Origin of the sequence: Pseudoalteromonas sp. 10-33 (assembly GCF_001469195.1) — a bacterium.
In the GTDB taxonomy this organism is placed as follows: Bacteria; Pseudomonadota; Gammaproteobacteria; order Enterobacterales; family Alteromonadaceae; genus Pseudoalteromonas.
Map to the genome: position 1 here is coordinate 253,563 of NZ_LOFI01000012.1, position 17,890 is coordinate 271,452.

Genomic DNA, 17,890 nt, shown 5'->3' on the forward strand with positions numbered 1-17,890 from the left:
TGAATACGTATGCAGCAACTGTATGGTTGCTGCACTAATCATTAGTATTAAGTGATACGCACTGACAAAAGACACACAATGAAAAAATCAGTTTATGCACCTGCAATTTTATGTAGCGCACTTTTAATTAGTAGCTGCTCAGAAAGTAATAAAGATGAGCAACCCCAAGTAACACAGAATAAAGCTAATGAGTTAGCTAAGCCTGTTGTATATCAAGTTTTCACTCGTTTATTTGGTAATACGCAAACCGCCAATGTGCCATGGGGCAGCAAAGAGCAAAACGGCGTGGGCAAATTTGCCGACTTTAACAACGCTGCGCTTAAGGGTATTAAAGAACTAGGTACCACGCACGTTTGGTATACGGGTGTATTGCATCACGCATTAGTGGGTGATTATACGCAGTTCGGTATTTCTAAAGACGATCCTGATGTTGTAAAAGGGCGCGCTGGCTCACCTTATGCAATTAAAGACTACTACGACGTAAACCCCGATTTAGCGATTAACGTCACTAACCGAATGGGCGAATTTAGTGAGCTTATTGAACGCACACATAATCATGGAATGAAGGTCATTATTGATATAGTACCTAACCATGTGGCGCGTAACTATAAATCGCTGGGTAAGCCAAAAGGTGTTAAAGACTTCGGTGAAGAAGATGATACCAGCAAAGAGTACGATAATAATAATAATTTTTACTATGTACCTGGAAAGTCTTTTCAAGTACCTACAGATGCTAATTACCAAGTCCTAGGTGGCAATGCTCATCCACTTGCGGACGGCTTTTTTGAAGAAAACCCAGCAAAATGGACAGGTAATGGTGCAAGAGCGCCAAAACCCGACATAAATGATTGGTACGAAACCGTAAAAGTTAATTACGGCGTTAAACCAAACGGCAGTTACGACTTTCCAACATTACCAAAAACTATAGCGACGCAAGATTATCGTGCTCATTATGAATTTTGGCAAGATAAAGAGCTTCCTAATAGCTGGTATAAATTTAGAGATATTGCATTGTTTTGGCTCGACAAAGGGGTTGATGGCTTTAGATATGATATGGCCGAGATGGTACCGGTTGAGTTTTGGAGCTTTTTAAATTCATCAATAAAAATGCAAAAGCCAGACGCCTTTTTATTGGCTGAAGTATACGACCCGCAAATGTATCGTGCTTATATTCATCAAGGTAAAATGGATTTCCTTTACGATAAAGTCGGCTTTTACGATACGTTAAAGGTCATTATGCAAGTCAAGCAGCCAGCAAACACTATTTTTGATGCGCATAAAACCGTTGCCGATATAGAGCAACACATGCTGCATTTTTTAGAAAACCATGACGAGCAACGCATTGCTAGCCCTGACTTTGCAGGAAATGCAGCGTGGGGTAAACCCGCTATGGTGGTCTCTAACTTAATTAGTCGTGCGCCAAGCTTATTATATTTTGGCCAAGATGTGGGTGAAGATGGTTCTGAAAATGCTGGATTTGGTTCGCCAACTCGCACCAGTATTTTTGATTATATAGGCGTTCCCGCTCATCAAGCATGGATGAATAATGGTCAGTTTGATGGTGCGAAACTTACTAACGAACAAGCTGCATTGCGTGAATACTACAAAGCAATTATGGCTTTAAATACTTTACCTGCTGTTGTGGGCGGCGATATGCAAGAGCTTACTATTACAGGCAGCGATCGTATTGTTGGGTTTAGCCGAGCGCTTGGGCAGCAAACAATTTTGGTACTCAGTAACTTTAGTGAGCAAACACAGAGTATCTCTGTTTATCTATCTCAGAAGCAAGTAACAAAACTGGGTGAAAGCTCACTACTTGTTGATTTACTTGAACAGCACCAAGTGGCACTTAAAACACACTCGCAAGGCGTCACATTTAACCTGACACTTGAAGCATTTAGCAGCGCAGTATTAACAAATAAGGCTAATAATGAATAATCAAAATAATAATAGTGACAAGCCAAATTTAAGCTTTTGGCAAATATGGAATATGTGCTTTGGCTTTTTGGGCATACAGTTTGGTTTTGCCCTGCAAAACGGTAACGTGAGCCGTATATTTCAAACATTAGGCGCCCAAGTAGATGATATACCCATTTTATGGGTTGCAGCACCGCTTACCGGTTTAATTGTACAGCCAATTATTGGTTATTGGAGTGATAAAACATGGGGCCGATTTGGCCGCCGTCGTCCGTTCTTTTTTGTTGGAGCCGTGTTAACAACGCTTTCGTTATTTATTATGCCGCACTCGCCAACACTTTGGATTGCCGCAGGTATGTTATGGATTATGGATGCGTCAATCAACGTGACCATGGAACCGTTTAGAGCGCTGGTTGGTGATAACCTGCCAGAAAAACAACGTGCAACAGGCTATGGTTTACAAAGCTTTTTTATTGGCATTGGAGCGGTATTAGCCTCAGCATTACCGTGGATGATGACCAACTGGTTTGATGTTAGTAATACTGCAGCAGCAGGGCAAATTCCCGAGTCAGTAAAATATTCATTTTACTGGGGTGGGGTGGTTTTATTAGTTGCTGTTTTATGGACTGTGGCACGCACCAAGGAATATAGCCCAGAACAACTTGCTGAATTTGAAAAGCAAACAGCGAAGTCTACCACTGCAATTATTGCCGATATTAACTTTAACAAAGGCGCCATTATTTTTGTGGTGTTAGGTTTAGCAACTCTTGCATTAGTAATGGGGTTATCGCTTGAAAAAGAGCTTTACCTACTTGCTGGTGGTTTACTAGCATTTGGTATTGTGCAGTGGATTGCAGCGGCGCTTAAAAGTGCTAATAAAACCCAAGGTGGTTTTTACCAAGTAGTGCAAGATGTATTTACAATGCCAGAGGCCATGAAGCAGCTTGCATGGGTGCAGTTTTTTAGTTGGTTTACGTTATTTGCCATGTGGATTTACACCACTTCTGCGGTAACAAGCTTTCACTATGGTAGTAGCGATGCAACTTCTAAAGCATTTAACGATGGTGCAGATTGGGTGGGTATTTTATTTGCCGCTTACAATGGTTTTGCTGCTATTGCCGCTATGTGTATTCCGTTTTTAGTTAAAAAAATGGGTTTAAAAGGCGCGCATTGTTTTAATTTATTACTGGGCGCATTAGGCCTTGGCAGCTTTATGTTTATTCAAGATCCTAAAATGTTACTTATACCTATGATTGGTGTGGGCTTTGCGTGGGCGTCTATATTATCACTGCCATATGCCATGTTAAGTAACGCCTTACCAAGTAATAAAATGGGCGTTTACATGGGCATTTTTAACTTTTTTATTGTTATCCCGCAATTGCTTGCAGCCAGTATTTTAGGGCTTATTTTACGTCACGCATTTTCAAATCAGCCTATTTACGCATTACTAATTGGCGCAGCCTCATTTGTTGTTGCCGCTGTAGCCGTAATGCGCGTTAAACATTCTAATTAAGGATACACAATGAAAAAATATAACCTTATAACTGCCTCACTTTTAACATTGGGTTTAACTGCCTGCGGTGCACAAAACATAAGCACAGATAATGAAAATATCGCTGCACAGGTTAAATCGGCACCTGGCGCGCCAGGCGCAGAGCCATTTTGGGCGTATGCAGGTAAAACAGGTATCGGCACATCGTTTGAAGAATATAAAAACGGTCAGTACAGTGACTCAGCTGTAACAGGCAATGTATCGAAAGTGTGGTTTTCTATTGCTAAAGGGATGATCACAGAAACTATGTTTGGGCTTATTCACCAAGCACAAATAAAAGACATGCAATTTATTGTTACCGGTAAAGACTTTACGGTAACCGAGGCTGATGACTTAGACGTAACCATTGATTACTTATACAAAGATGAGCAAGGCAGACCACTTTCACTAGCTTATAAAGTAACAAGTATCGACAAGCAAGGTCGCTTTAGTTTAGAAAAACACATATTTACCGACCCAGATACACAAACATTATTTGTACGAAGTGTATTTAATACTCAATTAGAGGGTTTAAAAGCCTACGTTAACGTTAACCCATACATTAATAATAACGGATTAGGTGACTTTGCTAAAACAACAGAGCAAGGGCTTGTAGCCTGGGAAGGCGATAACTATTTAACATTACAATCAAGTTCACCTTTTAAAGCGCAAACCGTTGGCTTTACAGGTGAAAGTGATGGCATAAGTTCACTTAAAACAACACAAGCAATTAATAATCAGTATACGAATACCGGTGATGCTTCAGGTAATGTAAACATGCTTGCAGAACTCGGTGATATCAGTAACAACACCACATTTGATTTAGCTTTAAGCTTTGGTAAAACGCAGCAGCAAAGTATTCAGCACGGTGAGCAAAGCTTGGCAAAGGGCTATAAAGCGGTACTTGATCACTACAACGGTAAAGGCGACGAGCTAGGTTGGCAAGACTACATACAAAGTCTTGAGCCACTAGCAAGCATGGTTGAGCAAACTGCGGATAACGGCAAGCTTTTATACACCAGTGCCATGGTTTTAAAAGCACAAGAAGATAAAACACACGCGGGTGCACTTATTGCATCACTGTCAAACCCATGGGGTGAAACTGTATCTGCAAAAGAAGGTTCTACTGGTTATAAAGCGGTATGGGTGCGCGATTTTTACCAAGTTGCAATGGCATTTATGGCGCTCGGCGATACAGCCACTGCTAAAACAGCATTCGAGTACCTTGAAAAAGTACAAGTTAACAGCAATACGCCCGGTAATAATGGCGATACTGGCTGGTTTTTACAAAAAACACATGTAGATGGTGAGCTTGAATGGGTAGGTGTACAGTTAGATCAAACCGCTATGCCTATTATGCTTGCCTGGAAGTTGCATAAAGCCAATGTACTTAGCGACGATGAACTTAAAAGTTGGTACGGTAAAATGCTAAAACCGGCTGCCGATTTTTTAGTTGATGGTGGCCTTGCTAAAATTTTATGGAACGACACGCAAATTACTCCTCCGGCAACACAGCAGGAGCGCTGGGAAGAGCAAGAAGGTTACTCGCCTTCAACGACGGCTGCAATTGTTGCGGGCTTGATAACAGCCAGCGATATAGCAACACTTAGCGGTGACGATAAAAACGCTAAGCGCTACTTAGATACGGCTAAAAAGTACAACAACGATATTGAATCGCAAATGTTTACTACAAAGGGTAATTTAAAAAGCGAAAATACCGACGGTGAATACTTTATTCGTATAGGCCAAGATACTGATGCAAACTCAGACACCAAAATTAATGCGAATAATGGCCGTGAAGGGTTTAATAAAAAGCAAATATTAGATGGTGGGTTTTTAGAACTTGTACGCTACGGTGTGCGTGGCGCTAACGACGAAAGCATTGTTAAAACATTGCCTGAATATGACGATGAAACGCTTGAAGATAACCTACAGGTAAAATATAGCTTTAGTTTTGAAGATGGCACCGGCACATTTGCAGGCTACCGCCGTTACGGTAACGACGGTTACGGCGAAGATGAAGTAACAGGCACAAATTACGCAGAGGGCGGCGCTAACACTCCTGGGCAACGTGGTCGTGTATGGCCATTTTTCACCGGCGAACGTGGTCATTACGAAATTGCTGCAGCTAACGCGAGTAAAACACTTAATGATGCTAAGCAGGCTGATATTAGAAATAGTTACGTAAAAGGCCTAGAACAGTTTGCGAATGAAGGCATGATGTTGCCTGAGCAAGTTTGGGATGGCGTAGGTGTTAATAAAGCCGGTTATAAATTAGGCGAAGGTACTAATTCAGCAACACCTTTAGCGTGGACACATGCTGAATACGTTAAGCTAGTTCGCTCATTAAGCGATAAACAAGTATGGGATTATTACCCAGTGGTAGAAAAAGCACTAAAGTAAACTTATCTACTAAGTAAAGAAAAGCCACGCTTATAGCGTGGTTTTTTATATTTAAGGTAAAGTTATATTTGAAATAGGGCGTTGTGTATTGAATAACTTGAACTTTGGTTCAGAGGTTTAGTAACCAACTAAATTTTAACTAAATTTAATTCTGTTTTTATCCAGCTAGAATCTTTAAGTGAAAATAAGGCTAACCTAAGCGTCAACAGCGAGCCTATTACAAATAAATTCAACGCAGTTAGTGCTAAAAATAGCTGCTTTAATTAGAGATATTATCCACAGTTCAGGTTAAATATTTAACTCGACCCGCGAGCAATTAACAAAGGGGGTAAAAGGGTACTTTGTACTTCTTCTTCACGAATTAATTTTAGTAAATTTTCAACGAGCATTTGACCTGCAACGGTGGTGTTTTGCTCTATGGTTGTCAGTGGTGGGTTTACAAAGCTGGCTATAGCTATATTATCAAACCCGACGACTGCAACATCTTTAGGGACGTTAATATTTGCTTCTTTGAGTGCTCGAATAGCACCAATTGCGATTAAGTCGCTTGCTGCAAATAACGCGTTAAATTTAATATTGTTGGCAATGAGTGATCGAGTTGCATGATAGCCTGACTCTTCTGTTGAGATAGCATTAGCCATTTTACGTTCGTTTATAGCAATGTTGTTAGCTTCTAGTTCGTCTTTAAACCCCTGAAATCGAGCAAAAAATTCTGGACTGTGGTCTGAGGCATCGCCGATAAAAGCACAGTCTTGCCTGTTGTGGGCTATAAAATGAGCCGCCGCCTGTTTACCACCGCCGTAATTGTCGCAGCACACGGTTAGATCGGGTCTGTTGTCTACCGTTGCACCCCAACATACAAATTTAGTGTTTTGATCAAGCAGGGTTTTAAACTTTGGCTGAAAGTCTATGTAATCACCGTAACCGAGTAAAATAATGCCATCGGCTCTGTGGCTATCCTCGTAATCGGCTTGCCAATCTGCACTGGCTGATTGAAACGACACTAATAAATCGTAACCTTCTTTTGCGCACGCGCGAGTAATGCTGCCCAGCATAGATAAAAAGAATGGGTTTATTTGCGATTCGTCAGAAGTAGGGTCTTCAAATAATAATAAGGCTAGCGTGCTGCTTTGCTGAGTTCGCAGGTTACTTGCGTTTTTGTCGACCTTGTAATTGAGCTTTTTTGCTATGTCGTGAACACGCTTGCGTGTTTCTTCATTTACAAGCGGGCTATTTCGTAAAGCACGAGATACAGTTGATTGAGATACCCCTGCATAGTGGGCAATATCAAATGATGTAGCTTTACCTTTCATTATCACAACTTAGTTAATGTAATACACAATAGTGCCATTTTCGTTTATTAATTAAATATTTCAAGCTTTTTGTGTTTAAAGCAAATTATTTATTGATTTGACTGTGACACCGGTGTCATAATATTTATGTTTTATCATTTTGTTGTCAAAACGAATTGGCTGTTTGTAATCGCTACAGGCAGCATTTTTTCTCTGATAGCCGCTTTAGGGTGATAGCCTGAAGCAATTACACCAATGGTTTACTATTGTAGAACAAAAAAGCACTGATTGCTTAAACAAAAGAGATAACACCATGAGCCTAAACTCTTCTACCCAATTTGATCCTATTTTAGTTGCCGATGTTGGTGGCACTAACGCGCGCTTTGCTTTAATTACATCGTTTGATGATACAACAAATCAATTTACCATTGAGCACAATAATACATTTCCTAGTGCTAACTTTGGCTCACTTGAAAAAGCACTAGAGCATTACTTAACAACCGTACTACACATTACACCAAAACGTGCATGTTTAGCGGTAGCAGGCCCGATAAAGGCAGGTCAGGTTCACTTAACAAATTTAGGCTGGCACTTTAGTGTTAACGATTTTAAAGCCCATTTTGAATTGAATGAGCTTGATGTTATTAATGATTTTGCTGCTTTTGCGTACGCTGCACCTTATTTAAACCCATCGCAAAATGTTGTTATAAAAGCCGGTCAGGCAGACGATAACGCAAACATCGGCGTTATGGGCCCAGGAACGGGCTTTGGTGCGGCTTGCCTAGTTAGAACATCTCATTCTACTTCTGTTTTAAGCTCTGAAGGTGGGCATATATCACTTGCAGCGGTGACAGAGCTCGACGCTTTATTAATTCAAGAACTAAAAAAAGAGCATCAACACGTTTCTGTTGAAACCGTTTTTTCTGGCCCGGGCATTACTCATTTGTATAAAGCAATGGCTGCCGTTAAAGGGCAATCGCCTAAAAATCTTGATGCTGCTCAAATTAGCAGCTTAGCAAATAGTGGCGAGTGTGATGTATGCGATGCAACATTGAACCAGTTTTGTGATTGGATAGGCAGTGTAGCGGGTGATTTATCGTTAGCTTACGGCGCGTTAGGTGGTTTATTTATTGGTGGTGGAATATTACCGCGTATGCAAGCCCGCTTGCTCGAAAGTCGCTTTGTTGAACGCTTTTCGCAAAAAGGGATTATGTCGCAATACACAGGTCAAATACCTGTTACATTAGTAACACAAGACAACATACCTTTAATTGGCGCAGCCGCGTGTTTGCACAACGCCAAGTAGTTTTTGTTGATTGCATGTGGAAAATAGAGTGATGAAAAAAGTAACAATCAACAGTGTAGCAAGTCATGCTGGTGTGTCTAAAAAAACAGTGTCGCGGGTTCTAAATAATGAGCCTAACGTAAGTGCAGCCACACGTGAAAAAGTACTCGCTGTGTTTAAAGAACTAGATTACACGCCAAATCCTATTGCGCGTGGTTTAGCACAAAACAGAAGCTTTATTATTGGTTGCTTATACGACAATCCCAGTAAAAGTTATATCACGCGTGTTCAAACTGGTGCATTAGCTGCTTGCCAAGAAAACAATTACAACTTACTAATTCATCCATGCGAGTACAGAGGCGAAGCTTTAATTAGTAATGTTGAGCAGCTGCTTCAAACATCTCGTCTAGATGGCATTGTACTTACGCCACCTTTTGGTGATTTTCCTGAGTTGGTCGAGTTTTTAACAGCTAAAAAAATTCCGTTTGCTAGAGTTGCTTCCGCAATTTTACAAGATGAATCTATTTCTGTTCGTAGTAACGACGAGCAGGGCGCATTTGAAATTACAGAACATTTAATCAGCCTTGGGCATAAGTCAATTGCATTTATTAAAGGTCACCCTGACCACAGTGCAACACAGCAGCGCTTTAAAGGCTACAGGCGTGCATTAGCCGATCATAATATTGAGTTTGACGAGCGATTAGTTGAAGAGGGTAACTTTAGTTACCACTCAGGTGTAGACAGCGCGCGCAGTATTTTAGATTTGTCACCTCGTCCTACGGCTGTATTTGCATCGAACGATTACATGGCAGCTGCAGTACTTAAACTTGCAACACAAAGGCAATTGCGTGTACCTGACGACATATCTATAGCTGGTTTTGATAATGCACCTATTGCACGCCACATATGGCCAGGGTTAACAACCATAGCGCAACCAGTAGAAGAGATGACAAAGCTTGCTGTTACTCAATTAATTAATCACATTACAGAGCCTCAAGAACAGCCTTTTCAAATTACGCTTGAATCGCGTTTAATAACGCGTGAATCAACAGCTCGCGTAAACCAATAAAATACTTTTTCACAGTAGCCTGAATAAGAGTGACGCTTATTCAGGCTTTTTTTTGCCCGTAGCTTGATAAAAGTCTGTATGTACACAAGAATTTAAGTGTTCATTAATTGGTCATGATAAAAAGTTAAATTAATTTTAGTGGTCAGGGTTGACACCGGTGTCATAGCTATGAGTTAATACAGTGACACCGGTGTCAGGTTTGTTGTGAGAGGCTCCCTGATATCGTACCTTTGAACGGGTCAATCAAAGATGCTCAGTACAGTTATTTACGTGGAGTCTGTAATTGCTACTGAGCCTTTATCCTCTAACTAATAGAGATGAGTTAATTATGTTACATCCTCGAATTCAAGAAGTTACCCAACGCGTTATTGAACGCAGTAAACAAACCCGTCAAGATTATTTAGATCGTATTTCGCATGCAAAAAAACAAACAAGAGTTCGTGCGGGATTAGGTTGTGGCAACATTGCCCACGTAATGGCTGCCTGCAGCAGCGACGATAAAGCGCGCTTAAAAGCAGATGAAGTGCCAAACCTAGCTATTATCAATTCATACAACGACATGCTATCTGCGCATGTACCTTACAAAGATTACCCAGACGTAATCAAAAGCATTGCAACTAAGTTCGACGCAACCGCTCAGGTAGCGGGTGGCGTTCCTGCAATGTGTGATGGCGTTACGCAAGGGCGTGATGGCATGGAACTATCACTGTTTTCTCGTGACGTTATTGCAATGTCTACCGCTGTTTCATTATCGCATGACGTATTTGACGGCGTTTTTTGTTTAGGCGTATGTGACAAAATTGTCCCAGGTTTATTAATTGGCGCACTATCGTTTGGCCATTTACCTGTGTTCTTTTTACCTGCGGGTCCAATGCAATCTGGTATCCCAAATAAAGAAAAAGCACGTATTCGCCAAAAGTTTGCACAAGGCTTAGTTAGCCGTGAAGACCTACTAGAAGCTGAAAGCGCATCTTACCACAGTGCGGGTACTTGTACGTTTTACGGTACTGCTAACTCAAACCAAATGTTAATGGAAATAATGGGCTTGCACCTTCCGGGTAGCTCATTTATCAACCCATACACAGAGCTTCGCGATGGACTAACAGGTAATGCTGTAGAAACCATGCTTAAGCAGCTTACAGATGATAAAGAAAGCCCGTGTTTAGCTGAGGTAATTAGCGAAAAAACCATTATTAATGGTTTAGTTGGCTTGCTGTCTACAGGTGGCTCTACAAACCACGCTATTCATATTGTTGCAATTGCAAAGGCTGCAGGTATTCAAGTGACGTGGAAAGACATGTCTGATTTATCAGAAGTTGTACCACTACTTACGCGTATTTACCCTAACGGTTCAGCAGATGTAAACCATTTCCAAGCCGCAGGCGGAATGGGTTTCTTAATGCGCGAACTAGCAAGCGCAGGTTATCTGCATACTGATGTTAAAACAATGCTTGGTGATGGCCTAGCACCTTACATGACAGAGCCGCGTTTAGATAAAGACGAAAGCCTGATCATGAGCGATTCAAATGGCCCAAGCAAAGTTAAATGGGTTGATTGCCCTGCAAATTCACTTGATGAAGAAGTACTTCGTCCTGTAAGTAATCCATTTAGTAAACAAGGTGGCCTACAACTGCTTACTGGTAATTTAGGTAAAGCGGTAATCAAAGTATCTGCTGTTGCACAAGAGCATCAAGTGGTTACGGCACCGGCTAAAGTATTTAGCTCGCAAGGGGCACTTCAAGATGCGTATAGCCGCGGTGAGTTAAACCAAGACTTTATAGCCGTACTTAAAGAGCAGGGCCCTAAAGCGAAAGGGATGCCAGAGCTTCATAAATTAACGCCGGTTATGGCAACTCTTCAAGACGAAGGCTTTAAAGTTGCCATTGTAACCGACGGCCGTATGTCGGGTGCATCTGGTAAAGTTCCTGCTGCAATTCACCTAGCCCCAGAAGCTGTAGAAGGTGGCATTATTGCAAAAATTCACGAAGGTGACTTAGTAACCCTTGACGCGCCTAACGGAATTTTAAAAGTACATGTTAGTGATGACGAACTTGCTAAACGTGAGCTTGAAATTAGCCAACCAAGTTTAACATTTGGTACTGGACGTGAATTATTTACAGGATTTAGAAATATAGTAAGCAGTGCCGATTTAGGCGCGAGTGCTTTTGGACTTGAATAATAATTAGCCGAACTGGGTAATGAGGAACAAGTAATGAGTATTGAAAAAATCTTAGCATCGGCACCCGTTGTGCCAGTGGTTGTAATCGAAAAATTAGAAGATGCTGCACCACTTGCTAGAGCGTTATACAACGGTGGCTTAAAAGCACTTGAAATTACACTGCGTACACCAGTTGCAGCAGAAGCTGTAAAGTTAATGAAAGCTGAAGTGCCAGAAGCTTTTGTAGGTACAGGTACTGTAGTGGATAAAGCAAGTTTTGAAGCCTCAGTGGCGGCAGGTGCTGACTTTATGGTGAGCCCAGGTGTGAGCACTGAGTTATTAGCACTTGCAAAAGAGTCTGATATCCCATTTTTACCAGGCGCTGCAACTGCGAGCGAAGTAATGCAGTTAGCAAGTCATGGTTTCAAGTTTTTAAAATTCTTTCCAGCTGAAGCTGCTGGCGGAACGGCAATGCTTAAGTCGATTGGTGGCCCATTGCCGCACGTTACTTTTTGCCCAACTGGCGGCATTAGCCTAGCAACTGCACCTAACTATTTAGCACTTAACAATGTTATTTGTGTTGGTGGTACGTGGATGTTAGATAAACAACTTATTGAAAATAAAGACTGGCAAGCCATTGAAGCGCTTGCTCGCCAAGCAAGTGAACTTAAATAGGAGTCTAAAATGATTAATGTAGCAATTAACGGTTATGGTCGTATCGGTCGCAATGTATTACGTGCACTTTATGAGTCAGAGCAAAACAGTGAAATTAAAATTGTAGCAATCAACGATTTAGCACCTGCTAACGTAAATGCACATTTAACTCAGTTTGACTCAGTTCATGGTCAATTTTCTAAAAAAGTAACACTTGCAGATAACACCATGTTAATTGGTGATGACGTAATTACACTTACTCAAGAACGTGACCCTGCAAACTTACCGTGGAAAGAGCTAAGCGTAGATATCGTTTTAGAATGTACAGGCTTTTTCACTAAACGTGAAGACGCGGCTAAGCACATTACAGCAGGCGCTAAAAAAGTAATTGTATCAGCCCCTGGTAAAGACTTAGATGCAACTGTAGTGCACGGTGTTAACAGCGATGTAATTAATGCTGATAGCAACATCATTTCAAATGCTTCTTGTACTACTAACTGTTTAGCACCTATTGCAAAAGCAATTAACGACACAGTTGGTATTGAGCAAGGTAGCATGACTACCATTCATGCTTACACAAACGATCAAAACTTATCTGACGTTTACCACCCAGATCTATACCGTGCGCGTAGTGCAACACAGTCTATGATCCCAACTAAAACAGGTGCCGCTGCAGCTGTTGGCTTAGTACTTCCTGAGCTTGCGGGTAAATTAGACGGTATGTCGGTACGTGTACCTACTATCAATGTTTCTTTAGTTGATTTTACGTTTATTACTAAACGCGACACAACTGCTGAAGAAATTAACGAAGTAATGAAAGCCGCAGCAACGGGCTCAATGAAAGAAATCTTAGAGTACAACGAGCTTCCGCTTGTTTCTATCGATTTTAATCATAACCCTGCGTCATCAATTTTTGATGCAACGCAAACAAAAGCTGATGGCAAACTAGTTAAAGTAATGGCTTGGTACGATAACGAATGGGGTTTCTCGAACCGCATGTTAGACCAAGTAAAAGCATTAGGTCAGTACTTATAATTGACCCTGTAAAAGTTTAGCTTTATCCAACCAAGCCTGCATTATGCAGGCTTTTTTGTTTTTGATTAATTTATACCAAGTCGTTTAATAAAGCGTTTAGCGCTTTAAAACTAGGGCGCGATGCAATAGCGGTATTTATAGCACGTGCTGCTATATCGGACATTTTATCAAAGAGGTCGTTTTGTTTATCTGCTGAGCTAACAGTACTTAGTAAATCTTCTATTAAACAGCCAAAAGCACGCACTTCTATTAACTGTATTCGCTGCTGCTGATATCCGCTGAGCATAGCTAAGTTTGTAGCCGCACCAAAATCACCAAACAAAATATCATATTGTTCGTTTATCATGGTGTTGTGTGCGTAAATATCGCCATGGCTCACGTAATTGTCATGTAGGTGAGTTAGCGTATTTACCATCTGTTTTGCTATTTTATAAACAGCTTCAATAGAGTAGTTACAACCGACATTAAACGTGTCGCGTGTGCATGTTTGTAAACTTGGTGGTAACCCTAAATTTGTATAATTGGTATCTATTAATTCCATTACCAAGCCAAGTTGTTCACTTTGCTCTATGTAACTCAGTACATTAATTAAGTGAGTGTAATTACCTGCTTGAAGGCAGCAATTCACCTCATCAAGTGGGTAACCATCGCTGGTGATCGCGCCTTTAAAAAGTTTCACTGCAACATTATTACGTTCTGCTTTTGCAAGATGAATAACACCCGATGCGCCTTGGCCTATTACTTTTTTAAGTTGAAAACTTTCAAGCGGGGTATTTTTTAACGTACTTTTAGTTAAGCACTGCGCTTTATTAAAGTCGTTGCCTGCAAAGGCTAGCCAAGCAAGTTTTGGTAATTCTAGTAGCCAATCATCGAGTTTTGTTAGATTGTTGGCCGAGAGCCTTACAAGTTCTAAGCTAATGCAATTTGCCATGCTTGCTGGTAAATATTTTAACTTATTACCCGCAAGTGCAAGCTTTTTAAGCTGGGTGTAATTACCAAAGTCGTCAGGTAATTCGTGTAAGTTATTATCGGTGAGAATAAGCCACTCAATATTTTTTGGCAGGCTGTTTGGTGCAAACTTTGAAATTTGGTTACCTTTAAATGCCACCATAATTAAAGCAGGGCATTTAGCCAATACTGTGGGTATATGTTTAAATTGATTAAACGATAAAAACACACGCTTAAGGCGATGCAAACACGCAAACTCGTCTGGTAAATCACTTAAATTATTATTTGAAAGATCAAGTACTTCAAGTGTATCGGCAAGCTTAAAAATGTCTGTTGGAAACTCAGATAATTGCTCAACCAGCTGTAAGTGCTTTGCACCGGCTAACTTACCAGCGTTTAGCTCTGAAAGGGTATTCATTAACTTATAAAGCCCTGTGAATAAAAAAGCCAACATGGCTGTTGGCTTTAATTAACATGTAGATGAGGTTTAGAATTGCGCGTTATGATAAACGTTTTGTACGTCGTCACAATCTTCTAGCATAGCTAAAAAGCGCTCCATTACTTCAACGTCTTCGCCTTCAATTGGCGCTTCTACTTGTGGTACAAACGCAATTAAGTCTTCGTCAAATTCAGTAATGCCCATTTCTTCAAGTGCGGTACGAGTATTGTTGTACTCTGTATGCGGAGCAAATACGGTTACTTTACCGTTATCAACTTCAACATCGGTTACATCAACGTCAGCCATCATAAGTGCTTCAAGAACCGCTTCATCATCGTCGCCATCAAAAACAAAAATAGCTAAGTGATCAAATAAATGTGAAACCGAGTTTTGAGCGCCAATTTTAGCATTCGCTTTAGTAAAACAAACACGTACGTCTGCAAATGTACGTTTGTTGTTATCGGTTAAGCAGTCAACAATAATCATACAGTTACCTGGGCCGTAGCCTTCGTAACGTGTTGCAGCGTAGTCTTCACCGCCGCCACCTTTTGCTTTTTCAATTGCGCGGTCAATTACGTGTGCTGGTACCTGGTCTTTTTTTGCACGTTCAATTAAGCGGCGCAATGATAGATTACCATCTGTATCTACACCGCCATTTTTAGCACAAATATAAATTTCTTTACCGTACTTAGAGTAAACTTTAGTTTTAGCACCCGCAGTTTTAGCCATTGAATCTTTTTTGTTTTGGTAAGCTCTTCCCATCTGCGTTTCGCCTTAATTTTATAAATAACTGAAAAATAATAGACCGTATTCTAAAGGTAAATGGCATTAAGGGCTAGTACGGAATGGGGAACATTAATAGTAAAAAAGTTAAAATAGCCATTTGCATAAAATAAAACAGCCCGCTATTGCGGGCTGTTTAGTATTCATTTACATATTATAAGGCAATTACCAAATACGAACGCGTTCTTCTTCTGGTAAATACAAGGCATCACCTGGTTTTACGTCAAACGCTTTGTACCAAGCATCGTGGTTACGTGGTGCTTGCGCTCTAAAGCGACCTGGAGCATGTGTTCCACCGCGTAACTGGTTTAACATGCTTTGCTCAGTACGTTTTTCTTTCCATACTTGTGCCCAAGCTAAAAAGAAACGTTGATCGCCGGTTACGCCATCTATTACAGGCGCTTCTTTACCATTTAGGCTTAGTTTGTATGCATGGTAAGCCATGGCTAAGCCACCCACATCACCAATGTTCTCACCTAGGCTGTTACGGCCGTTTACAAAGTTACCTTTAATAGGTTCGTATTTACTGTACTGTGCGGCAAGTTGGTCTGCTTTTGCATCAAATGCAGCGCGGTCTTCGTCTGTCCACCAGTTGCGTTGAATACCGTTAGCATCAGATTTTGAACCCTGATCATCAAAACCATGGCCCATTTCGTGACCAATTACAGCGCCAATGCCGCCATAGTTAACTGCTGGATCGGCGTTTGGATCAAAAAACGGAGGTTGTAATATGGCGGCAGGAAACACAATTTCGTTAAACGAGCTATTGTAGTAGGCATTTACACGTTGTGGTGTCATGCCCCAGCGGTTGCGATCCGTTTTTTGCAGTTCTTTTTCTACGCTTTCAGCGCGGAAAAACTCACGCATGTTTTTAACGTTACCCACTAAATCGTTTTGGCTAATAGTTAAACCATCATAAGACTGCCATACATCCGGGTAACCAATTTTTGGAACAAACGCAGCTAACTTAGCACGTGCGTTTACTTTGGTTTCAGCGCCCATCCAGTCTAAGTTATCAATACGCTCACCTAACGCTGAACGTAGGTTTTCAACCAGTTCAGACATTTGTTGTTTAGATGATTCAGGAAAGTATTGGTCAACGTAAATTTTACCAATCGCAAAGCCTAGCGAGCTTGTGCCCGACATTTCGTTAATAGCGCGTTTCCAACGAGGACGCGGCTCTTGTTGGCCGTTTAGCTCTTTGCCATAAAATGCAAAACGCGTATTAAAAATATCTTCAGAAAGTAAACCCGCATTACCGCTAATTGCATGGTAAGTTAGGTAATCTTTCCAAACCGCCATATCTTCATTATTAATAAGCTCAATCATGGCTTTAACCGGTTCAGGCTGAGATACGTTAAGCTGAGGTACTTTGTACCCTGTTTGCTCAAAATATACATCCCAGTTAAAACCAGGGTAAGTAGCGGCTAAATCTTCACGTTTAATTTGATTTAACGACAGGTCGCGGTTACGTCGTTTTTCGCGTGGCCAATGCCCTTGTGCTATTTTAGTTTCAAGCTCTAGTATGGCTTTTGCGCGTTCTGTTGTGTTATCAACATTGGCAAATTTTAGCATGTCGGCAATATGAGCCACGTACGCTTCGCGAGTTTTAACAAAACGCTCAGCATCTTCTAAATAGTAAGAACGGTCAGGTAAGCCTAAACCACCAGCGCCTAACGACATTTCGTATTTATTAGGATCTAAACGGTTAAACCACATACCACCACCAATAGGAGTACGAAGGCCCGATAACCACGATTGCCCAAATACATAAGCTAAGTCGTCGGTTGATTCCATATTACTAATTTGATTTAACAGCGGTTGAATAGGTTTAACACCCAACTCATTTAGTGTATCGGTATCCATGTATGAATTATAAAAATCAGCAACCAATTGCTCTTCAGCGTTTAGCTCTTTACGTGCAGCTATGTCTTCGATAATTTTTTTAACTCGGTCTTCACTGCGTTCTGCTAATGCCGAAAACGCACCATAACGCGTTTTGTCTGCTGGCATATTGTAGTTGTCGTACCACGTGCCACTGGCGTACATGAAAAAATCATCACCAGGTTTAATGGCTTCGTTGCGAGCTGATAAATCAACACCAAAGCTACCTAATTCAGCTTTATTGCTAACAACTGTACTTTCAGCACTTGCAGTTTGAACCTCACTGCTTGTCGTTTGTGGCTCTGAACAGCCCGTTATAAAAGTGGCAGCTAAAGCCGCTGCAATTAAACTCTTTTTCATTGTTTATCCCCCTGGATAATGAATTTGTTAATTTTTGTTATAAAAAATATCATTTTTGATTGTTATGTATAAAAGACAGGCACACAATTCTTTTGAGGTGAATCACAGCCTGACCCGATAAAAGCCAATAAA

At 40.9% G+C, this 17,890-nt stretch carries 12 protein-coding genes; 8 read left to right on the top strand and 4 right to left on the bottom strand.

The genetic code is table 11. The features are described from left to right. The first annotated feature begins 78 nt into the window (after positions 1-78). From ATS76_RS08990 to ATS76_RS09000, 3 genes are read left to right on the top strand one after another with little or no spacing between them, the layout of a single operon-like run. Complete coding sequence (locus tag ATS76_RS08990) at positions 79-1,938, top strand: alpha-amylase family glycosyl hydrolase (protein ID WP_058551858.1); 1,860 nt, start codon at positions 79-81, stop codon at positions 1,936-1,938. Continuing rightward, positions 1,931-3,430 carry an MFS transporter gene (locus ATS76_RS08995; protein ID WP_058551859.1) on the top strand — a complete coding sequence of 500 codons (1,500 nt, stop codon included), beginning with the start codon at positions 1,931-1,933 and terminating at the stop codon, positions 3,428-3,430. Before ATS76_RS08990 ends, ATS76_RS08995 begins: the two co-directional genes overlap by 8 nt. 9 nt (positions 3,431-3,439) lie before the next feature. After that, positions 3,440-5,851, top strand: coding sequence for a glycoside hydrolase family 15 protein (locus ATS76_RS09000; RefSeq protein WP_058551860.1), 2,412 nt, complete (start codon positions 3,440-3,442; stop codon positions 5,849-5,851). A 296-nt stretch (positions 5,852-6,147) separates the two neighbouring features. Here the strand turns inward: ATS76_RS09000 and ATS76_RS09005 are convergent, their stop codons facing one another. Continuing rightward, positions 6,148-7,164 carry a LacI family DNA-binding transcriptional regulator gene (locus ATS76_RS09005; RefSeq protein WP_058551861.1) on the bottom strand — a complete coding sequence of 339 codons (1,017 nt, stop codon included), beginning with the start codon at positions 7,162-7,164 and terminating at the stop codon, positions 6,148-6,150. 292 nt (positions 7,165-7,456) lie between these two features. Here ATS76_RS09005 and glk point away from each other — a divergent pair, with 292 nt between their 5' ends. The 5 genes from glk to gap all read left to right on the top strand — a co-directional run bounded on the left by glk (position 7,457) and on the right by gap (position 13,344). Beyond that, a complete protein-coding gene (gene glk / locus ATS76_RS09010; protein WP_058551862.1) occupies positions 7,457-8,449 on the top strand; it encodes a glucokinase in 993 nt (330 codons plus the stop codon). 31 nt (positions 8,450-8,480) lie between these two features. Beyond that, positions 8,481-9,497: a LacI family DNA-binding transcriptional regulator gene (locus ATS76_RS09015; protein WP_058551863.1), complete on the top strand. Its 1,017-nt coding sequence runs from the start codon at positions 8,481-8,483 to the stop codon at positions 9,495-9,497. Between the two features lie 328 nt (positions 9,498-9,825). Further along, the gene (gene edd, locus ATS76_RS09020; RefSeq protein WP_058551864.1) at positions 9,826-11,676 is read left to right on the top strand and encodes a phosphogluconate dehydratase; all 1,851 of its coding nucleotides are present in this window, start codon (positions 9,826-9,828) and stop codon (positions 11,674-11,676) included. 33 nt (positions 11,677-11,709) lie between these two features. Further along, positions 11,710-12,330: a bifunctional 4-hydroxy-2-oxoglutarate aldolase/2-dehydro-3-deoxy-phosphogluconate aldolase gene (gene eda / locus ATS76_RS09025; RefSeq protein WP_058404458.1), complete on the top strand. Its 621-nt coding sequence runs from the start codon at positions 11,710-11,712 to the stop codon at positions 12,328-12,330. 9 nt (positions 12,331-12,339) lie between these two features. After that, positions 12,340-13,344, top strand: a complete 1,005-nt coding sequence (gene gap, locus ATS76_RS09030; protein WP_058404459.1) for a type I glyceraldehyde-3-phosphate dehydrogenase — start codon at positions 12,340-12,342, stop codon at positions 13,342-13,344. Positions 13,345-13,414: 70 nt separating this feature from the next. On the opposite strand, the gene ATS76_RS09035 is transcribed toward gap, so the two are convergent. The 3 genes from ATS76_RS09035 to ATS76_RS09045 form a co-directional block, all read right to left on the bottom strand. Beyond that, positions 13,415-14,746: a leucine-rich repeat-containing protein kinase family protein gene (locus ATS76_RS09035; RefSeq protein WP_082664335.1), complete on the bottom strand. Its 1,332-nt coding sequence runs from the start codon at positions 14,744-14,746 to the stop codon at positions 13,415-13,417. A 33-nt stretch (positions 14,747-14,779) separates the two neighbouring features. Beyond that, the gene (locus ATS76_RS09040; RefSeq protein ID WP_058404460.1) at positions 14,780-15,493 is read right to left on the bottom strand and encodes a YebC/PmpR family DNA-binding transcriptional regulator; all 714 of its coding nucleotides are present in this window, start codon (positions 15,491-15,493) and stop codon (positions 14,780-14,782) included. Positions 15,494-15,679: 186 nt separating this feature from the next. Continuing rightward, entirely contained in the window at positions 15,680-17,758 is a 2,079-nt protein-coding gene (locus ATS76_RS09045) for a M13 family metallopeptidase (protein WP_058551865.1), read from the bottom strand. Positions 17,759-17,890 lie beyond the last annotated feature (132 nt).

Bases quoted from the DNA above. Each gene is read 5' to 3' on its own strand.
- ATS76_RS09015 (WP_058551863.1), top strand. From the start codon at position 8,481: ATGAAAAAAGTAACAATCAACAGTGTAGCAAGTCATGCTGGTGTGTCT.
- gap (WP_058404459.1), top strand. From the start codon at position 12,340: ATGATTAATGTAGCAATTAACGGTTATGGTCGTATCGGTCGCAATGTA.
- edd (WP_058551864.1), top strand. From the start codon at position 9,826: ATGTTACATCCTCGAATTCAAGAAGTTACCCAACGCGTTATTGAACGC.
- ATS76_RS08995 (WP_058551859.1), top strand. From the start codon at position 1,931: ATGAATAATCAAAATAATAATAGTGACAAGCCAAATTTAAGCTTTTGG.
- ATS76_RS09040 (WP_058404460.1), bottom strand. From the start codon at position 15,493: ATGGGAAGAGCTTACCAAAACAAAAAAGATTCAATGGCTAAAACTGCG.
- ATS76_RS09000 (WP_058551860.1), top strand. From the start codon at position 3,440: ATGAAAAAATATAACCTTATAACTGCCTCACTTTTAACATTGGGTTTA.
- glk (WP_058551862.1), top strand. From the start codon at position 7,457: ATGAGCCTAAACTCTTCTACCCAATTTGATCCTATTTTAGTTGCCGAT.
- ATS76_RS09005 (WP_058551861.1), bottom strand. From the start codon at position 7,164: ATGAAAGGTAAAGCTACATCATTTGATATTGCCCACTATGCAGGGGTA.
- ATS76_RS08990 (WP_058551858.1), top strand. From the start codon at position 79: ATGAAAAAATCAGTTTATGCACCTGCAATTTTATGTAGCGCACTTTTA.
- ATS76_RS09035 (WP_082664335.1), bottom strand. From the start codon at position 14,746: ATGTTGGCTTTTTTATTCACAGGGCTTTATAAGTTAATGAATACCCTT.
- eda (WP_058404458.1), top strand. From the start codon at position 11,710: ATGAGTATTGAAAAAATCTTAGCATCGGCACCCGTTGTGCCAGTGGTT.
- ATS76_RS09045 (WP_058551865.1), bottom strand. From the start codon at position 17,758: ATGAAAAAGAGTTTAATTGCAGCGGCTTTAGCTGCCACTTTTATAACG.